Origin of the sequence: Cupriavidus sp. WGlv3 (assembly GCF_023952475.1) — a bacterium.
Classification (GTDB): domain Bacteria; phylum Pseudomonadota; class Gammaproteobacteria; order Burkholderiales; family Burkholderiaceae; genus Cupriavidus; species Cupriavidus phytorum.
The window spans coordinates 96,369-114,470 of sequence record NZ_JALHRX010000017.1 but is presented as its reverse complement, the minus strand read 5'-3'; the positions used below and the strand labels follow the sequence as shown (position 1 = coordinate 114,470).

The window sequence follows — 18,102 nt, the reverse complement described above, 5'->3', positions numbered from 1 at the left end:
GCAAAAGCGCTATTGTAGCCCCCCGCCGCGCCCCCGGGCGAATCAGCGCTGCGCCATCACCATGTAGTCCACGGTCAGGCTCGACAGGGCGCGCACGCCGTTGATCAGCGCCGGCTCGTCCACATAGAACTCCGGCGAGTGATTCGACGGCGCCTTGGTCACGTCCTGCCCCTTGGGCGTCACGCCGAGATTGAAGAACAAGCCCGGCACCTTCTCCTGGTAGAACGAAAAGTCCTCGGAGGCGGTGGCCTTGGGCGTGATCATCCAGTTGCCGTCGCCGGCCACGCGCTGCAGCGTGGGCGCCATCTTCTCGGTCAGCGCCGGCTGGTTGATGGTGGCGTTGTATAGCTCGACCACGCGGAAATTCGCCTCGGCCCCGGCGCTGGAGGCAATGGCCTCGGTGGTGCGCTTCATGCGGGCATGGATGTCCTTCTTCATGCCTTCGTCATAGGTGCGGATGGTGCCCATCATCTCGACCTTTTCCGGCACGATGTTCATGCGGTTGCCGCCGTGAAAGGTGCCCACGGTGATCACCGACGGTTCCAGCATGGCATTGACCTGGCGGCTCTGGATGGTCTGCAGCCCCATCACGATCTGCGACGCCACCACGATCGGGTCGATCCCGCCCCACGGCCGCGCGCCGTGCGTCTGGCGGCCCTTGACGTCGATCCAGAACTGGTCGGCCGCGGCCATCGACGCGCCGCTGCGCCAGCCCAGCTTGCCCGACTCGATGCCGCTGGTGACGTGCAGGCCGAAGATCGCGTCGACCTTGGGGTGGTCCAGCACGCCCTCGGCGACCATCTGCTTGGCGCCCCACATGTTCGAGCCATTGGGCTCGAAGTCGGCCGGGCTTTCCTCGGCCGGCTGGAAGATGAACTTGACCGAGCCGGGCAGCTGGTCCTTCATGCCGGCCAGCACCTCGGCCGTGGCCATGAGAATTGCCACGTGCGTGTCATGGCCGCAGGCGTGCATCACGTCGACTTCCTTGCCCAGGTACTGGCCCTTGGCCTTCGACGCGAACGGCACGTCGACGCGCTCCTTGACCGGCAGCGCGTCCATGTCGGCGCGCAGCGCCACCACCGGGCCGGGCTTGCCGCCCTTGAGCACGCCGACCACGCCGGTCCTGGCCACGCCGGTTTTTACCTCCATGCCGAGCTTGCGCAGGTGGTCCGCCACCAGCTTTGCGGTGCGGGTCTCGTAGTTGCCCAGTTCCGGATGCTGGTGGATATCGCGGCGCCAGGCGATCAGCTGTTTTTCGACAGCCTTGGCGCGGGTCTCGATCTGGGCGTGCAGCGCATCGGCGCCGCTGGGTACGGCCGGCGCTTGCGCCTGCGCGGTGTTGCAAAGCAGGCCGACGGCGAGCGCCAGGCCGGCGAGGGCGAAGCGGGTGGTGGAACGGGATGCGGTGCGACGTGCAGCCATGCAGGATCTCCTTCGTTATTGTTGGTTTGATGCTGGCAGTGCTGAGGCCATGCCGGATGCCTGGCCGGAGGTGCGCCGCGCCGCGTGCCTTCGGCGGGCACGCAACGCGGCAGAACTGGGCTCTCAGGCCGCCACGCGCAAGCTGTCGACGACCTTGTGCAGAAAGGCCTCGCACGCGGCAAGCTGGTCCAGTGAAACAAACTCGTCCGGCTTGTGCGCCTGCTGGATATCGCCAGGCCCGCATACCACCGCCGGAATGCCCGCGCGCTGGAACAGCCCGGCCTCGGTGCCATAGGCCACCTTGTTGGTGTCGCGGTCCGCGGTCAGCGCTCGCACCAGCTGCGTGATGGCTTCCTGCTCGGCCACGTCGAGCGACGGCGCGGCGGCGATCTTGCTCAGCGTCAGGTCGGCATCGGCATGTTCGGCGCGCATCTTCGGCAGCAGCACGTCGTTGGCATAGGCCTGGATGCGCGCGTAGATCGCTTCCGGATCGACGCCCGGCAGGTTGCGGAACTCGAACACGAACTCGCACAGCGCCGGGATCGTGTTCAGCGCAATGCCGCCCTGAATGGTGCCGGTCTGCGCGGTGGTGTAGGGCACGTCGAAGGCCTGGTCGTAGGGGCCGTTGGCCTTGAACTCGTCGGCGATGTCGCGGATAAAGCAGATCAGCCGCGCCGCGTATTCGATGGCATTGACGCCGCGGGGCGTCAGCGACGAATGCGCGGCCTGCCCGCGCACGCAGCATCGGTACGCGTTGATGCCCTTGTGCGCGACGATCACGCGCATGCTGGTGGGTTCGCCGACGATGCAGCCGCCGGGAGTCACGCCGCGCTCGCGCAGTTCGGCCAGCAGGTAGGGCGCGCCCATGCAGCCGATCTCTTCGTCGAACGACAGCGCGTAGTGCACCGGCTCGCGCAGCCGGGCCTCGAGGATGGCCGGCAGCAGCGACAGGCTGGTGCCGATAAAGCCTTTCATGTCGCAGGTGCCGCGGCCGTACAGCTTGCCGTCGCGCACCACCGGCTTGAACGGGTCGGTGGTCCAGGCCTGGCCGTCCACCGGCACCACGTCGGTATGGCCGGACAGCACGATGCCGCCGTTGGTGGCGCCGTTGGCCGCGGGCACGGTGACGAACAGGTTGGCCTTGTCCCGTTGCGGGTTGTAGCTCAGATGCGGCTTCAACCCCTTGGCCAGGAAATGGTCGCGCACCGACTCGATCAGTCCCAGGTTGGAATGGCGGCTGGTGGTGTCGTAGGCCACCAGCCGCTGGGTCCATTCCAGCGCGCGGCCGCGCGCGGCGGTTTCAGGGACAGGCTGGCGGGAAGGTCCGGCGGAGGCGGCTTGGGTCGGCATGGGGCGGTATCGCTAACTTGTTAAGGAATCGATGCTACACCCGGCCGCGCGCCGCGTCCATGCACGCCCGCCATCGGCCCTACGCCAGTTGCCGCAGCGTATGCTTGATGGTCTGCGCACGCACCGCCACGTCCGGCATCTTGGCCTCGATGCGCAGCTTGTCCTGACCCGCCAGCTTGATATGGCGGTTCTTCTGCACCAGGTCGATGATGCGCATCGCATCGATCGGCGGGTTGGGCACGAACTGCACGCTGATGGTGGCTTCGCCGGCGTCGATCTTGCGCACCCCCAGCGGCGCCGCGGCGATGCGCAGCCGGTGGGTCTCGACCAGCGCCTGCGCCTGCGCCGGCAGGCGGCCGAAGCGGTCGATCAGCTCTTCCTGGATGTCGTCGACGCGCTCCGGGGTCTCGCAATTGGCCAGCCGCTTGTACAGCGACAGGCGCTCGTGCACGTCGGCGCAGTAGTCGTTGGGCAGCAGCGCCGGCGTGCCCAGGTTGATCTCGGTGGTCGCCGCCAGCGGCGCCATCAGGTCGGGCTCCTTGCCGGCCTTCAGCGCCTTGACCGCATGGTTGAGCATGTCGGTGTAGAGCTGGAAGCCGATCTCGTGGATCTCGCCCGACTGCTTGTCGCCCAGCACCTCGCCGGCGCCGCGGATTTCCAGGTCGTGCATGGCCAGGTAAAAGCCCGAGCCCAGTTCCTCCATCTGCTGGATCGCCTCGAGCCGGCGCTGCGCCTGCTTGGTCAGGCCGTCGACGTCATGCACCAGCAGGTAGGCATAGGCCTGGTGGTGCGAGCGCCCGACGCGGCCGCGCAACTGGTGCAGCTGCGCCAGCCCGAACTTGTCGGCGCGGTGGATCAGGATGGTGTTGGCGGTCGGCACGTCGATGCCGGTCTCGATGATGGTGGTGCACAGCAGGATGTTGTCGCGACGCGAGACGAAATCGCGCATCACGCGCTCCAGCTCGCGCTCGTGCATCTGGCCGTGCGCCACCGCGATGCGCGCCTCGGGCACCAGCTCGGCGAGCTTTGCGCGCTTGTTCTCGATGGTCTCGACCTCGTTGTGCAGGAAGTAGATCTGCCCGCCGCGCTTGAGCTCGCGCAGGATGGCCTCGCGGATCACGCCGTCTTCCTCGCGCCGCACGAAGGTCTTGATCGCCAGCCGCTTCTGCGGTGCGGTGGCAATCACCGAAAAGTCGCGCAGGCCTTCCAGTGCCATGCCCAGCGTGCGCGGGATCGGCGTGGCGGTCAGCGTCAGGATGTCGACCTCGGCGCGCAGTGTCTTCAGCGCTTCCTTCTGGCGCACGCCGAAGCGGTGTTCCTCGTCGATGATGACCAGGCCCAGGCGCTGGAACTTGACCTGGTCGGACAGGATCTTGTGGGTGCCGATGACGATGTCGACGCTGCCCTCGTTGATCTGCTTGATGGCGGCGTCGATCTCCTTCTTGGTCTTGAAGCGCGACAGCTCGACGATCCGCACCGGCCATTCGGCAAAGCGGTCGGAGAGCGTCTGGAAATGCTGCTCGGCCAGCAGCGTGGTCGGCGCCAGCATTGCCACCTGCTTGCCGCCGAGCACGGCGACGAAGGCCGCGCGCAGCGCCACCTCGGTCTTGCCGAAGCCGACGTCGCCGCAGACCAGCCGGTCCATCGGCTTGCCCGAGGTCATGTCGGCGATCACCGCGGCGATCGCGGCGGCCTGGTCCGGGGTTTCCTCGAAGCCGAAGCTCTCGGCGAAGGTCTCGTAGTCCTTCGGTGAGAGCGGGAAGGCGAAGCCCTCGCGCGCGGCGCGGCGCGCGTACAGGTTGAGCAGTTCGGCGGCGGTGTCGCGGATCTGCTGCGCGGCCTTGCGCTTGGCCTTGTCCCACTGCCCGGAGCCGAGGTGGTGCAGCGGCGCGGTATCGGGATCGGCGCCCGAGTAGCGCGAGATCACGTGCAGCTGGTGCACCGGCACGTAGAGCTTGCTGCCCTTGTCGTAGTCCAGGTGCAGGAACTCTTCGTCGCCCTGGCCCATGTCGAGCGTCACCAGGCCCTGGTAGCGGCCGATGCCGTGCTCGCTGTGCACCACCGGATCGCCGATCTTCAGCTCGGCCAGGTCGCGCACCATCGAATCGACGGCGGAAGCCTGCTCCTGCTTGCGGCGCCCGGTGCGGCGCGCGGTGCCGGCGTAGAGCTCGGCTTCGGTGACGAAGGCCAGCCGTGCCTGCGGCAGCGCAAAGCCGCTCTGCAGCGGCGCCACCGCGATCGAGAAATGCGCGTCGCCCGCCAGGAACGCGGCAAAGTCGTCGACCGGATGCGGGCGCAGGCCGCTTTCGGCAAAGAGCTGCAGCAGCGTCTCGCGCCGCCCGGCAGAGTCTGCGCACATCAGCACGCGGGTCTGCTGGTCGAGCAGCAGCGACTCCAGGTTGACCAGCGGGTCTTCGGCGCGGCGGTTGACCGCGACGTCGGGCAGGATGGCCGAGAACGCCGGCTGCTCCGCGCCGGCTTCCACCTGCAGCACCAGCCGCGCCATCGGCTTGGCGGCGACGAAGAACTGCTCCTCCGACAGGAACAGGTCCGCGGGCGGCAGCAGCGGGCGCTCGCGGTCGTGGCGCATGAAGTTGTAGCGCTGGGTGGTGTCGGCCCAGAAGCGGCGGATGGCCTCGTCGATGTTGCCGGCGAACACCAGCTGGGTGTCGGCGGGCAGGTAGTCGAACACGGTGGCGCTGTGCTCGAAGAACAACGGCAGGTAATACTCGATGCCGGCCGACGGCACGCCGTTGCCGATGTCCTTGTAGATCGGCGACTTGGTGGGGTCGCCTTCGAATACTTCGCGCCAGCGGCCGCGGAAGGCGGTGCGCGCGGCTTCGTCGAGCGGGAACTCGCGCCCGGGCAGCAGCCGCACTTCCTTGACCGGATACAGGCTGCGCTGCGTGTCCGGATCGAAGGCGCGGATGGTCTCGATCTCGTCGCCGAACAGGTCGATGCGGTATGGCAGCGCCGAGCCCATCGGGTACAGGTCGATCAGGCCGCCGCGCACGCTGTATTCGCCCGGCCGCATCACCGCGCTGACATGCTCGTAGCCCGCCAGCGTGAACTGCGCCTTGAGCGCCGCCTCGTCGAGCCGCTCGCCCTGCTTGAAGAAGAAGGTGTAGGCGGCCAGGAAGGCCGGCGGCGCGAGCCGGTACAGCGCGGTGGTGGCAGGCACCAGCATCACGTCGCACTGGCCGGTCTGGATGTCGTGCAGCGTCGCCAGACGCTCGGAGACCAGGTCCTGGTGCGGCGAGAAGCTGTCGTAGGGCAGGGTTTCCCAGTCGGGCAGCAGGCGCACGCGCAGCTCCGGCGCGAACCACGGGATTTCCTCGGCCAGGCGCTGCGCATCGACGGCATGCGAGCACACCACCGCCAGCATCGGCGCGCGCGCCCGGTGCTGGCGCGCGTACGCGGCCACCGCCAGCGCATCGGCCGAGCCGCGCAGGCCGGCCACGCTGTGGCGCAGCCCCGGCTTGACCAGCGGCAGGTTGACAAAGGGAAAGGCGGGCGTGGCGTCAGGCATGTCGGCAGGGGGCGTTCAAAACGACGACGCCCCGCCGGCATTGCGGGCGGGGGTCGGAACCGGGGACTTCAGGTGCCGGCGGCGCCCTGCCGGTTAAGGCGAAGCGGCATGGCGACCGGCAAGGGCCGTATTATAGAATGCGCACCGGTTGTCCCGCTGCCGCCCGTTTGCCGTCCGTTTGCCGCCCACCTCTTGCCGGGCCGGCCGGCAGTCCCGCGCTTCTTTTCACTCCACGCCGATCCTGTGTCCGCTCGCCGCTTTGCCCTGATTCCCTGTGCCGGTACCGGCAGCCGCGCCGGCGGTGCCGTGCCCAAGCAATACCAGACCGTGGCCGGCCGCCCGATGATCTGGTACGCGCTGGCGGCGTTTTCGGCGTGCGACGCCATCAACGCCACCGCGCTGGTGCTGGCGCCCGACGACATGCCGCTGGAATCGCGCTTCGGCGCGGCCGCTTTTGCCGGGCTGCGCTTCGATACCGCCTTTGTCGGCGGCGACAGCCGCCATGCGTCGGTGCTGGCGGGCCTGCACCACCTGGCGCAGCTGGGCGCGACCGACGCCGACTGGGTGCTGGTGCACGATGCCGCGCGCCCGGGCCTGACTCCGGCGATGGTCCACGCGCTGGTGCGCGCGGTGGAAAGCGACGGCGACGACGATCCGGACGCCGCCATCGGCGGCATCCTGGCGGTGCCGGTGCCGGATACGCTGAAGCGCGCCCAGGACGATGCCCGCATCGGCGCCACGGTGCCGCGCGAAGGGCTGTGGCAGGCGCAGACGCCGCAGATGTTCCGCCTGGGCGTGCTGCGCCAGGCGCTGCAGGACGCCATGGCGGCCGGCGCTGTGGTGACCGACGAGGCCAGCGCGATCGAGCGCCTGGGCCTGCATCCGCGGCTGGTCAACGGCTCGCTGCGCAATTTCAAGGTGACCTACCCGGAGGACTTCGCGCTGGCCGAAGTGCTGCTGGGCAACCACACCAAAGGAGCATGACCGCATGATGCCTTTCGATATCCGGGTGGGACAGGGCTATGACGTCCACGCGCTGGTGCCCGGCCGCAAGCTGATCCTGGGCGGGGTCGAGATCCCGCACGACCGTGGCCTGCTGGGCCATTCCGATGCCGATGCGCTGCTGCACGCGGTCACCGACGCGCTCTTCGGCGCCGCCGCGCTGGGCGATATCGGCCGCCATTTCCCAGACACCGACGCGCAGTTCGCCGGCGCCGACAGCCGCGCGCTGCTGCGCGAGGCGGCGCGCCGCGTGCGCGAGGCCGGCTATGAGATCGGCAATGTCGACACCACGGTGATTGCGCAGGCGCCCAAGCTGGCGCCGCATATCGGGGCGATGGTGGCCAACCTGGCCGACGACCTGGCGATCGCGCCCGGGCGCTGCAATGTCAAGGCCAAGACCAACGAAAAGCTGGGCTTCGAAGGGCGCCAGGAAGGGATCGTGGCGCAGGCCGCGGTGTTGCTCTGGCGCGCCTCGGTGGCGGACGCGCAGGACTGAGCTCAGGGGCGCGGCGCGTCGGGCGCCGGGTCTTCGGGCGGGATGGCGTAGGTGTAGTCGATCAGCCGCGCCATCGCGCCGCTGCGCGCGCCGGCCTCGGTGCGCTTGGTGAAACCCATCTGCTGGCACAGCCGGTTGGCCGACGCCATTTCCGGCATGGTGCGCACCACCAGCGTCGACGCCCCGATATCGCGCGCGCGCTGGATGCAGATCTGCATCAGCGTGCGCCCCAACCCCAGGCCGCGCGCCTGCGGGCTGACCGACAGCAGCCGCGCCTCGGGCTGGGTCAAGGTGATGGTGCTGCCGTCCAGCGCCGGCAGTGTCGCGCCCGGGTGGCAGAACAGCACCGCGCCCATGATGCCGTGATCGGTCTCCGCCACCCACCATTCCATGTCCGGGTGGCTGGTCGCCAGCACGGCCTGCATGCCGCGCTGGAACGAGGCGCGGCAATCTTCCATGATGGCCAGTTCATATTGCCCGTAGGCCTGTTGCGTGACGGCGGCGATATCGCCCCAGTCATGCACCGCCGCCAGGCGGTAGTGGAAGCGGGGGGAAGTCGGCGAAGGCAGGGTCATGGCAGGGCTGAAAGAGCGGTTCCTGCCTGGATTGTAGGCGGATCGCCGCGCCCGCGCAGGACCAGGCCATGACGGTTGCAGGATGGGAACAGCCGGCAAGTTCCGATGGGAAGCTGCCGGCTGTTGTGCTACGGCGCCCATTGCCGGGCCGCCAGGGAGGGTGCGGGGGCGCGCGGATGCCTTAGTGGGCCGCTTAATGGGACGCTTACTGGGCCGCTTACTGGGCCGCTTAATGGGACGCTTACTGGGCCGCTTACTGGGCCGCTTACTGGGCCGCAATGACGTTGGCCGCGGCCACGATCACCGCGGCAATGCGGCCGACGTCGCGCAGCTGCTGCGCGGTCATGCCCTGTTCGTTCTTCAGCAGCTGGTAGTGCGACTTCACGCAGAAGTGGCACTTGCCCACGATCGATGCGGCCAGCGCGTACATCTCGAAGCGGCGCTTGTCCACGCCGCCATGGGTGGCGTAGGCGTTCATGCGCAATCCGGCCGGCTGGCTGGCCAGGTCCGGATCGTCGGCCATTTCGACGTACGGGTACCAGGTGTTGTTCATGCCCATCAGCGCGGCCGCGGTCAGCGCGCCGTTGGTTTCCTCGGGTGACAGCACGCCGGCATTGCGGATGGCATCCACCAGCACCTTGCTCTGCGCCGCGAATGCCGCCGCCAGCGCCACGCCGACCGCATCGTTGCCTTCCAGCGAGGAACGGGCGATGGTGCCGTCCACGTTCAGGCGGATGTCCTTGGCGTAGTCGGGGATGAGGTTCTTAATCGTGCTGAGGAATTCCATTTATTTCTCCTATCGAGCGGGGCTCAAAAAACCCGCGCAAGCGGGTTTTGATGCGGAGGGCGGGGCCCTCCGCGGATCGCCACGGCGTCTGGCGACTGATGGCAAATTACAGCGTGGCGCCACCAACGGCACGGTTGCACGGGCACAGCTCGTCCGTCTGCAGGCCGTCCAGGATACGCAGGACTTCGTCCGGGTTGCGGCCGACGTTCAGGTTGTTCACCGAAACGTGCTGGATGGTGTTTTCCGGGTCGACGATGAAGGTTGCGCGCAGGGCCACGCCGGCAGCGTGGTCACGCACGCCCAGCTGGTCGATCAGCGAACCGGTCACGTCGGCGAATTGCCACTGGTTCAGCTTGGCCAGGTCCTTGTGTTCGCGGCGCCATGCCAGCTTGACGAACTCGTTGTCGGTCGAGCCGCCCAGCACGATCGCATCGCGGTCGGCGAAGTCGCCGTTCAGCTTGGCGAAGGCCACGATTTCGGTCGGGCACACGAAGGTGAAGTCCTTCGGGTAGAAGTAGATGATCTTCCACTTGCCTTCGAACGACTTCTCAGTGATGTCTTCGAAAGCCGACTGGCCGTTCTCTTCGTGATTGTTGAAACCCGGCTTGACACCGACGACTTGGAAGGCTTCGAGCTTGTCACCAACGGTCTTCATAGACTTCTCCTGATACGGTTGCAATGAGAGCGGTGCCGCTGCCGCGTGCCCCGGGTGGGGCCGGTGAGACGGCTGCTGCGGCGGCGTACCGCGACAAAACGTGATTATGCGTCATCATCCGGGCCCGGGCTAATTGATATTCTCAAACGGCCCGATAGGCAAAGGCATGGCAAAGCATGTGGCGCGTCGCGTCGCGCCAGCGCCGCCGATGCGATGGGGCAGTATGCCATGGCACGAAGAGACCACACATGGCAACTTGGTGACGGTCGCGGGGAAATCAAGCCGCCTGCATCGCCGCCTCGCTGCCGCGGCGCGCGCGGAAGATCACCAGCGTGGCGACCAGCCCGCACAGCGCGGCGAACATCAGCCACAGCCCGGGCGCGGCCTTGTTGCCGGTGGCGTGGATCAGGTAGGTCGAGATCGCCGGCGTGAAGCCGCCGAACAGCGCGGTCGCCAGGCTGTACGCCAGCGAGAAGCCGGTGGTGCGCACCGCGGGCGGCATGATCTCGGTCAGCGCCACCACCATCGCGCCGTTATAGCTGCCGTACAGGAACGACAGCCACAGCTCCACCATCAGCAGCCGCGCGAACGACGGCTCGGCCACCAGCCACGACACCGCCGGATACGCGGTCAGCAGCGTCGCCACCGTGAAGCCCAGCAGCAGCGGCTTGCGCCCGACCCGGTCCGACAGCGCGCCCATCAGCGGCAGCCAGATGAAGTTGGACAGGCCCACACACATGGTGACGATCAGGTTGTCGGTGTCGTCGAGCCGGAGCACAGTCTTGCCGAAGGTCGGCGTGTAGGCGGTGATCATGTAGAACGACACCGTGGTCATCACCACCATCATGCAGCCGGCCAGGATGATGCGCCAGTTCTCCAGCATCGAGCGGTAGATCTCGCTGATCGCGGGGCGGTGCTGGCGCGCCTTGAAGGCCTCGGTCTCTTCGAGCGAACGGCGGATCAGGAACAGGAACGGCACGATCAGGCAGCCGACCAGGAACGGGATGCGCCAGCCCCATTCGTCCATCTGCGCCGGCGCCAGCGTGGCGTGCAGGATCACCCCGAGCAGCCCGGCGAAGATCACTGCCACCTGCTGGCTGCCCGACTGCCAGGCGACATAGAAGCCCTTGCGCCCGGGTTTGGCAATCTCGGACAGGTAGACCGAGACCCCGCCCAGCTCCACGCCCGCGGAAAAGCCCTGCAGCAGCCGGCCGGCCAGCACCAGCAGCGGCGCGGCCACGCCGATGCTGGTATAGCCCGGCACGCAGGCGATCAGCAGCGTGCCCATGGCCATCAGCACCAGCGTCATGATCAGCCCCTTGCGGCGGCCGTGGTGGTCGATATACGCGCCCAGCACGATTGCGCCCAGCGGCCGCATCAGGAAGCCGGCGCCAAAGGTGGCGAGCGAAAGCATCAGCGAGGCAAACTCGTTGCCGCTCGGGAAGAACGTCCTGGCGATGGCGGCGGCGTAGAAGCCGTACACCATGAAGTCGTACATTTCCAGGAAGTTGCCGCTGACGACGCGGAACACGGTGCGGAACCCGTGCTGCGAGCCGGCGGACGCTGCGGTGGTCTCTGACATGGCTGTCTCTCAGGCACCGCCGGTGCGATCCGGCGGCATGATTGTGGGGAGGTATCAGCCAGGCGCGCGCGGGCCGCGCCATGTGGGAGGGGAGTTGCCGCGGGCCTGATGACGGGCGCCAGTGTGCGCCGCGCCCCTGTCATTGCCCTGTCAAATGCCTTTCAGGAAGCTATCAGCGGCTGTCGAAAACCTGTCAGTGCGCCGCTCAGGCGCGGCGGAAGCACGCGCTGACCACCAGGCCGGTGGCCGGCGCGGCGCGGTTGGCCAGCAGCAGCCGGCCGCCGTTGCGCTGCATGATGCGGTTGACGATGGACATGCCCAGCCCCGCGCCCTTGGCCTCGCTGCGCGCGGCGTCGAGCCGGTAGAACGGCCGCGTCAGCAGCGACAGCTGGCCGTCGGGCACGCCGTTGCCGTGGTCGGCCACGGTCAGCACCGCTTCCTTGTCGTCGACGCGCGTGGAGATTTCCACCACCGCCATGCCGGTCTGCTCGTCCTTGGCATAGCGTCGCGCGTTCTCGACCAGGTTGTCGAGGATGCGCTGCACCTCCATGCGGTTGGCCACCGCCATCACCGGCGCGTTGGCGCGCACATGCACGCGCACGTCGTCATGCGCGGCATAGACGCCGACGGCATCGTGCACCAGCGCCGACAGGTCGACCGGCTCGACCGTCTCGAGCGGCGGGCGCGCGTAGTTGAGGAACTGGCCGATGATGGCGTCCATCTGCTCGATGTCGGCGATCATGGCGTCGCGCGTGGTGCCGTCCATCGGCGACATCTCGGTTTCCAGCCGCAGCCGCGTCAGCGGCGTGCGCAGGTCATGCGAGATGCCGGCCAGCATCACCACGCGGTCGTCGTCGAGCTGGCGCAGGTCGCGCACCATCTGGTTGAAGCTGTGGTTGGCCAGCGCCACTTCGCTGGCGCCATGCTCGGGCAGCGGCGGCGGGTCGCCGCCGGCGCCGATGGCGCGCGCGGCGTTGGCGAGCCGCTTGAGCGGGTAGTTGACGCGCGCGGTGATAAAGGCCGCGCCGATGATCGACAGCAGCAGCGCGGCGATACTCCACCACAGCCACTGGATGCCGGGCACGCGCTCGAAGCGTTCCGGGCTGATCGCCACCCAGTAGTCATCGCCCTCGATCTCGAAGCTGACCCACACGCCGGGAATGTCGTTGACGGTGGTGGCCAGTACGGTGTCCTCGCCCAGGCGGCTGCGGATCTCCTGCTGCACCAGCGAGGTCAGGAACGGGTTGGCGGTGGGCGCGGCGAAGTCGTCGTCCTTCTCGCGCGGATAGACCTTGATGCCTTCGTTCTGCACCAGGTCCAGCAGCAGGAAGCGGCGCCGTGCGGGATCGGAATAGAGCAGTGCGGCGCGCGTCAGCTTGACCACGCTGACCACCTGCATGGCGATCTGCTGCGCGCGCGGGGCGCGTTCGAACAGCCGGTAGCTCTGGAACCAGATGCCCAGCGAGATGGCCAGCAGCAGGGCGATCAGCATGAAGGTCCGCCAGAACAGCGAACCAAAGAACCGCGTTGCGGTACGGCCGATTACGGTCGCCACGATAGGAACAGCGGCCGCACTCGGTTATTTCACGCCATCGGGAATGAAGACGTAGCCCAGGCCCCACACCGTCTGGATGAAACGGGGGTTGCTGGGGTCCGGCTCGATCAGCTTGCGCAGGCGCGAGATCTGCACGTCCAGGCTGCGGTCGAACACTTCATATTCGCGGCCGCGCGCCATTTCCATCAGCTTCTCGCGCGACAGCGGCTGGCGCGGATGGCGCGCGAACACCTTCAGCACCGAGAACTCGCCGGTGGTCAGCGTGATTTCCTCGTCGTTCTTGGTCAGCGTGCGCGTGGCCAGGTTCAGCACGAAGTCGCCGAAGGCGAAGGTCTCGGGCGTTTCCGACGGGGCACCGGGCACTTCGGCCGGGCCCTTGCGGCGCAGCACCGCGTGAATGCGCGCGATCAACTCGCGCGGGTTGAACGGCTTGGGCAGGTAATCATCGGCGCCCATCTCCAGGCCGACGATGCGGTCTACGTCCTCGCCCTTGGCGGTGAGCATGATGATCGGGGTCTGGTCGTTGGCGCCGCGCAGACGGCGGCAGATCGACAGGCCGTCTTCGCCGGGCATCATCAGGTCCAGCACCAGCAGGTCGAAACGCTCGCGCAGCCAGAGCTTGTTCATCGCGGTGGCGTTCTCCGCCACCAGCACGGTAAAACCCTGTTCGCCCAGATAGCGGCGCAGCAGATCGCGCAGACGCGGGTCATCGTCGACGACAAGAATCTTGTGGCTGGTATTTTCCATGGCGGTATCTTAGCGACTATCGCTTTCGCTCAAAATGGCTTAACAAAACGTTACATACTTTACCCCGTGGTATGGCAGTGTGCATCAATCGTGCGATTACACTGCGCAATCCGTCCATTTCGGCGTCGTGCGCGGCAGTTTTCCACGCATTTTCGCCGGACGAATCCACGGCTTCCGCCAGCCCGTCCAGCGCCCGCTGGCGCAAAGCTTGCAGAGGCCGCGGTGCCGGACGGGGTACCGGAATTCCCGGCTTCAAGGCAGTCCAACCGCTGCCTTTTGGCGAAGCCAAGACCGCCATTATCAATGAAAGTGAACCGAACCCGGCACGGGCATCCGCAGCATGGTATCGCCGGCGCATGCCTTGCGCTGGCGCTGGCCGTGCTGGCGCTGTGCATGCCGGGCGGGACGGCGCTGGCGCAATCGGCGGGTATGGCCAACCTGCTCAAGCGCTACCCGTCGGCGCAGGCGAGCGATCCGGGCAACAGCCAGCGCGAAGCGCGCGCCCGTGCCGAGCGCCATCGCGCCGAACAGCGCGAGGCCGAGCGCCGGCGCGGCGAGGAACGCGGCGGCTCGCGGCTGTCGCCGGACGAACGCCGCCGGCTGCGCAAGAATCTCTACGACTTCGGACGCGACATCTACCAGGGCGGCTAGCCGCGCGGCTGGAAGTGGCGCAGGAAATCCACGAAGACCTCGGCGGCCAGCTGCGCATCTGCGGCGGTGATGGTCTCCAGCGGGTTGTGGCTGATGCCGCCGTTGCCGCAGCGCACGAACAGCATCGCCACGTCGGTGACCCGCTGCATCATCATGGCGTCATGGCCGGCCCCGGACGGCAGCTCGAACGCCTGCAGTCCGCGCTTCTTCAGCACCGCCCCGAACTGATCCATCAGCCAGCGCGCGCATGGCGCGTTGTTGACCGGCGGCACGCGCTCCACCTGCGCGCTCAGGCCGCGGCGTTCGGCAATCTGCGCGATGCCGGCGACGATGTCGGCGATGGCGGCCTCGCGGATGGCGTCCTCGCCGGCGCGAATGTCCATCGAGAAGGTGCAGGCCGCGGGGATGACATTGCTCGACCCGTTCGGCACCTGCAACTGGCCCACGGTGCCGACCAGCGTCGGCGCCGCCGCGCAGCGCTGCTCCACCAGCAGGATCATCTCGGCCGCGCCCGCCGCGGCATCGCGGCGCATGCCCATCGGCGTGGTGCCGGCGTGGCTGGCCAGGCCTTCGACGCGCACCGAGAAGCGGCTGCTGCCGGCAATCTGCGTGACCACGCCCAACGGCAACTCATGGTGCAGCAGCACCGGACCCTGTTCGATATGCACTTCGACAAAGCCCAGCAGCGAGGCCGGATCGAGCGCCGCGTCGCGCAGCGCCTGCAGCTCGCCGGCGCCAGGCAGGCCGGATCCGGCCAGCGCCTCGCGCAAGCTGATGCCGTCCGCATCCTGGCGTTCGAGCAGCGCGGCGTCGAAGCGGCCGGCCAGCACGCTGCTGGCCAGGAAGCTGGTCTTGAAGCGCAGGCCTTCTTCCTCGGCGAAGGCCACCACGTCCACGTGATACGGCAGGCGGATGCCGGCCTGGTTGAGCGCGCCGAGCACGGCGATCGGCAGCAGGATGCCAAGCCGGCCGTCATAGCGCCCGCCATTGCGCACGGTGTCGAAATGCGAGCCGGTCAGCAGCACGGGCGCGTCGTGCAACGCGGGATCGGCGGCATAGCGGCCGATCACATTGCCGATGGCATCGATGCGCACCTGCATGCCGGCGGCTTCCATCCACTGCGCCAGCCGGGTTTGCGCAGAGCGGTGGGCGGGCGTCAGGTAGGCGCAGGTCAGGCCGTCCTCCATGTCGGAGAAGCGGGCGAGTTCGTCGGCATGGGCGAGGATGGTGTCGCCGAGGGAGGCGGAGGTCTGCGTCATGGCGGTACGGCTTGGGACAGGTGGTCGGAAAAGGCGGCGTAGTCCGCGCGCTAGCTGTTGCGCACCCAGGTCTTCCAGGCGATCCACAGCTTGCGCAGCGGCGTCAGCGCGATGCGCTGGTTCAGCACCTGGAACTGGCTGGCTTCGAGTTCGTCGAGCAGCGCGTGGTAGATCGCGCCCATCAGCAGGCCGGCGCGCTGGGCGCGACGGTCCTGCCGCGGCAGCAGCGCCAGCGCCTCATGGTACAGCGCGCGGGCCCGGCCGGCGTGGTACTGCATCAGCGCGACAAAGCGACCGGAATGCTCGCCCTTGAGGATCTCGGAAGCCGGTACCTGGAATTGCTGCAGCGTATTGACCGGCAGGTAGATGCGCCCGCGCCGCGCATCCTCGCCGACATCCCGCAGGATATTGACCAGCTGCAGCGACTGGCCCAGCTTTTCGGCAAAGACCAGCGTCTGCGGATCGGTGTAGCCGAACAGGCGCGCGCTGAGGGTGCCGACCACGCCGGCGACGCAGTGGCAGTAACGCGCCAGGCCGGCCTCGTCCAGGTAGCGGGTCTGGGTCAGGTCCATTTCCATGCCCTCCAGCACCTCGGCCATCTCGGCCTGGCTCAGGCCGGCGCTGGCGACATGCGGCTGCAGGGCCTGGGTGGTGGGGTGGGTCGGCGCGCCGTCGAACAGGCGGCGCAGCTCGGCGCGCCACCAGTCGAGCTGCTGGTGCGCCAGGCCGGCGTCATGGGTGTCGTCGACCACGTCGTCGACTTCGCGGCACCACGCGTACAGCGCGGTGATCGCGCGGCGGCGCTCGGCCGGCAGGAACAGGAAGCTGTAATAGAAGCTCGAGCCGCTCTGGGCGACTTTCTCTTGGCAATACTGATCGGGCGTCACGCCGGTCTCGGGTCGAAGAAATGTGGAAACCGCGGGGAATCCGCGGTAAATCGCAGACAAGCGGGGGTGCCAGGCCGATGGGGGCAGCCGCGTCGCGGCGCGCCGGATTGTAGCATCGCGGCCGGGCTGGCCCGGGCGCGTCCGGCGCAGTTGGCCGCCCCGGAGCGCCGCTGAAGCTTCCTTCCAGACGTTTCGTCGCCTGCCGTTTGACGCACCCCGGGGCGGTCGTTATATTACTGACCGGCAAGTTATTTAGCGCCCGTGCCGGCGTCCGGCCACCCGCCGGCCACCCGCTGCCCACCGTCAGGCTGCCACCCTTGCCTGCCCGATCGGCAGGCGTGAACCATGGTGGAGCGCGGCCCGCCCAGCAGTTGTACCCATTCCGAATCGTTGCCTACCGATGCCAGTGCTTTGCCAAGTGCCGGAAGTTGCGGCTGCAGATACCCCAGTCACCCCCGCCGTCACCGCGCCGCGCCGGCAGGCCAGGCGTCCCGGCCGCGGCACGGCCGTGGCGGCGCTGTCGCTGGCCGGAGCGCTGGTCCTGGTGGGCTGCGGCAAGGCGCCCGAGCCCGCGCCGGAGATCCGCCCGGTGCGCATGATGCAGCTCAGCCCGCACAGCGGCAAGACCATCTTCGAGTTTTCCGGCGACGTGCGCCCGCGCGTGGAGTCGCGGCTCGGCTTCCGCGTCGGCGGCAAGATCGCCGCGCGGCTGGTGGATGTTGGCGCCGTGGTCAGCAAGGGCCAGCCGCTGGCACGGCTGGACCCGGCCGACCTGTCGCTGGCCGAAGCCGGCTCGCGCGCGCAGTTCGAGGCCGCCCGCACCGACCGCGACCTCGCCGCGGCGGACCTGAAGCGCTACAACGACCTGTTCGCCAAGGGCTTTATCAGCGCCGCCGAGCAGCACCGGCGCCAGGCCAGTTTCGATGCCGCCGAAGCGCGGTTGCGCCAGGCGCAGGCCGGGCTGCGCAGCCAGTCCAACCAGACCGCCTATGCCGTGCTGCATGCCGACGCCGACGGCGTGGTCACCGCCATCGACGCCGAGGTGGGCCAGGTGGTCACCCCCGGCCAGCCGGTGGTGCGGGTCGCGCAGACGGCCGAGAAGGAAGTGGCGATCGGCCTGCCCGAGGACCAGGTCGGCCTGCTGCGCGGCCTGACCGACGTCACCGTCCATACCTGGGCCGAGCCGCAGCGCGCGCTGCCCGGCCGCGTGCGCGAGATCGCCGCCGCGGCCGACCCGGTCACGCGTACCTATGCCACCCGCGTGAGCGTGCCCAATCCGCCCGCCGACCTCAAGCTGGGCATGACCGCGGTGGTGACCTTCGTGCGCAACGGCGCCGCGCCGGCGCTGCGCGTGCCGCTGACCGCGCTGCTGCAGGAGCAGGGCCGCGACATGGTCTGGGTCTACGATGCCCCCTCCGGCACGGTCAAGCCGGTGGCGGTGACGCTGGGCGAGGCCTTCGGCAACGAGATCGAGGTGCGCCAGGGCCTGGCGCCGGGCCAGACCATCGTCACCGCGGGCGTGCACCTGCTGCGCCCGGGACAGAAGGTGCGACCGCTGCAGATGGTCGCGCCGGCATCGGCCGCCACCCCGAAGCAGGGGTAAGC

15 protein-coding genes are annotated in these 18,102 nt (G+C 68.4%); 4 read left to right on the top strand and 11 right to left on the bottom strand.

The window, feature by feature from the left end; all coding sequences use genetic code 11:
- Positions 1–42 precede the first annotated feature (42 nt).
- The 3 genes from MKD38_RS23795 to mfd all read right to left on the bottom strand — a co-directional run bounded on the left by MKD38_RS23795 (position 43) and on the right by mfd (position 6,301).
- Entirely contained in the window at positions 43–1,422 is a 1,380-nt protein-coding gene (locus tag MKD38_RS23795) for an amidohydrolase (RefSeq protein WP_252680641.1), read from the bottom strand.
- 123 nt (positions 1,423–1,545) lie between these two features.
- Complete coding sequence (gene argE, locus MKD38_RS23790; protein ID WP_252680639.1) at positions 1,546–2,772, bottom strand: acetylornithine deacetylase; 1,227 nt, start codon at positions 2,770–2,772, stop codon at positions 1,546–1,548.
- Positions 2,773–2,851: 79 nt separating this feature from the next.
- Positions 2,852–6,301, bottom strand: coding sequence for a transcription-repair coupling factor (gene mfd, locus MKD38_RS23785; RefSeq protein WP_252680637.1), 3,450 nt, complete (start codon positions 6,299–6,301; stop codon positions 2,852–2,854).
- A 243-nt stretch (positions 6,302–6,544) separates the two neighbouring features.
- Here mfd and ispD point away from each other — a divergent pair, with 243 nt between their 5' ends.
- Both ispD and ispF read left to right on the top strand, forming a co-directional pair.
- Entirely contained in the window at positions 6,545–7,285 is a 741-nt protein-coding gene (ispD, locus tag MKD38_RS23780; protein ID WP_252680635.1) for a 2-C-methyl-D-erythritol 4-phosphate cytidylyltransferase, read from the top strand.
- A 4-nt stretch (positions 7,286–7,289) separates the two neighbouring features.
- On the top strand, positions 7,290–7,799 hold the full coding sequence (gene ispF / locus MKD38_RS23775; protein WP_252680633.1) for a 2-C-methyl-D-erythritol 2,4-cyclodiphosphate synthase: 510 nt from the start codon (positions 7,290–7,292) through the stop codon (positions 7,797–7,799).
- 2 nt (positions 7,800–7,801) lie between these two features.
- On the opposite strand, the gene MKD38_RS23770 is transcribed toward ispF, so the two are convergent.
- The 6 genes from MKD38_RS23770 to ompR all read right to left on the bottom strand — a co-directional run bounded on the left by MKD38_RS23770 (position 7,802) and on the right by ompR (position 13,700).
- Positions 7,802–8,374, bottom strand: a complete 573-nt coding sequence (locus MKD38_RS23770; RefSeq protein ID WP_252680631.1) for a GNAT family N-acetyltransferase — start codon at positions 8,372–8,374, stop codon at positions 7,802–7,804.
- 265 nt (positions 8,375–8,639) lie between these two features.
- On the bottom strand, positions 8,640–9,161 hold the full coding sequence (locus MKD38_RS23765) for a carboxymuconolactone decarboxylase family protein (protein ID WP_010810111.1): 522 nt from the start codon (positions 9,159–9,161) through the stop codon (positions 8,640–8,642).
- Between the two features lie 106 nt (positions 9,162–9,267).
- On the bottom strand, positions 9,268–9,816 hold the full coding sequence (locus MKD38_RS23760) for a peroxiredoxin (RefSeq protein ID WP_252680629.1): 549 nt from the start codon (positions 9,814–9,816) through the stop codon (positions 9,268–9,270).
- 277 nt (positions 9,817–10,093) lie between these two features.
- Positions 10,094–11,398, bottom strand: a complete 1,305-nt coding sequence (locus MKD38_RS23755; RefSeq protein WP_252680627.1) for an MFS transporter — start codon at positions 11,396–11,398, stop codon at positions 10,094–10,096.
- Positions 11,399–11,603: 205 nt separating this feature from the next.
- Positions 11,604–12,953, bottom strand: a complete 1,350-nt coding sequence (locus tag MKD38_RS23750; protein ID WP_252680625.1) for an ATP-binding protein — start codon at positions 12,951–12,953, stop codon at positions 11,604–11,606.
- A gap of 24 nt (positions 12,954–12,977) precedes the next feature.
- Positions 12,978–13,700 (bottom strand): osmolarity response regulator transcription factor OmpR, encoded by a 723-nt coding sequence (gene ompR / locus MKD38_RS23745; protein ID WP_010810107.1) that lies wholly within the window; start codon positions 13,698–13,700, stop codon positions 12,978–12,980.
- 303 nt (positions 13,701–14,003) lie between these two features.
- On the opposite strand from ompR, the gene MKD38_RS23740 reads away from it, so the two are divergent.
- On the top strand, positions 14,004–14,351 hold the full coding sequence (locus tag MKD38_RS23740) for a hypothetical protein (protein ID WP_092317244.1): 348 nt from the start codon (positions 14,004–14,006) through the stop codon (positions 14,349–14,351).
- On the opposite strand, the gene MKD38_RS23735 is transcribed toward MKD38_RS23740, so the two are convergent.
- Both MKD38_RS23735 and hpnD read right to left on the bottom strand, forming a co-directional pair.
- Entirely contained in the window at positions 14,348–15,610 is a 1,263-nt protein-coding gene (locus MKD38_RS23735; RefSeq protein WP_252680694.1) for a Zn-dependent hydrolase, read from the bottom strand. The two genes, MKD38_RS23740 and MKD38_RS23735, sit on opposite strands and share 4 nt — an antisense overlap.
- Positions 15,611–15,660: 50 nt before the next feature.
- The gene (gene hpnD, locus MKD38_RS23730; protein ID WP_111519829.1) at positions 15,661–16,497 is read right to left on the bottom strand and encodes a presqualene diphosphate synthase HpnD; all 837 of its coding nucleotides are present in this window, start codon (positions 16,495–16,497) and stop codon (positions 15,661–15,663) included.
- A 400-nt stretch (positions 16,498–16,897) separates the two neighbouring features.
- Here hpnD and MKD38_RS23725 point away from each other — a divergent pair, with 400 nt between their 5' ends.
- Positions 16,898–18,100 (top strand): efflux RND transporter periplasmic adaptor subunit, encoded by a 1,203-nt coding sequence (locus MKD38_RS23725; RefSeq protein WP_252680623.1) that lies wholly within the window; start codon positions 16,898–16,900, stop codon positions 18,098–18,100.
- Positions 18,101–18,102 lie beyond the last annotated feature (2 nt).